This window comes from Synechococcus sp. R6-10, assembly GCF_047461815.1.
In the GTDB taxonomy this organism is placed as follows: Bacteria; Cyanobacteriota; Cyanobacteriia; order Thermostichales; family Thermostichaceae; genus Thermostichus.
This window is the reverse complement of the sequence record NZ_JANSHW010000376.1, coordinates 1-744: the sequence shown is the minus strand read 5'-3', so window position 1 is coordinate 744 and position 744 is coordinate 1. Positions and strand designations below refer to the sequence as shown.

Annotated in this window: 1 protein-coding gene; it reads right to left on the bottom strand. The window is 60.8% G+C overall.

Going from position 1 to position 744, the window contains the following annotated elements; translation table 11 throughout:
* On the bottom strand, positions 1–744 hold a 744-nt coding region (locus tag NW837_RS10630), incomplete at both ends, for an AI-2E family transporter (protein WP_414331370.1).

Here is a 744-nt window from a genome sequence, read left to right as displayed (position 1 = left end):
CCCCTGCACAATCGCCACCACCAAAGCGGGCAGGGATCCCAGTACTGGCCCAATGAAGGGGATAAGGTTGGTAAACCCAGCGATCACCCCCAGCGCCAGAGCGAACTCCGACAGGCCGAGAAAGCGAAGCGAGACGGTGATCATCACACCCAAAATGGCAGAGACCAGCACCCGCCCCTGAATGTAGCCCCCCATGCGCTGGGCCATCGGGTGTACCTGCTGAGCCAGCCGCTCATTCCAGGGATAAGGAAACAACTCCACCAAGCCCCGCACCAAGTCAGAGCCGCTCACCAGCATGTAGCCGGAAATGAAGAGGGTCAGCACCGTGGTTAGCAGACCACCCAGCAAACCGCGGGTGAAGTCGAAAGACTGCACCAGCACCCGTTGTCCCGAGCGAACTGCCCAGCTCATCAACGACTGAGGATCGAGCAACTGGTTTAAGTAGTCCAGCGCCGCCGGATCCACCCCCGCCAGATCGGCAATCCAGGTATCCACCAACAGTTGCAACTGCTCCAGATAGAAAGGCAGCCTCGTCAGCAACCGCTGGGTCTGAGTCGCCACCGTCGGGCCAATAAGCAGAGCCAAGCCGGCAATCCCGGCAATTAAGCTCAAATACACCAGCACAACCCCCAGCCAGCGGGGGATGCGTAGTCGCTCGGCCAGATCCACCAAAGGAGCCAGCGCCGCCGCCACCACCACCGCGATCATCACGGTCAGCACTAAGCTGCGCAGTTGCCACAGCAG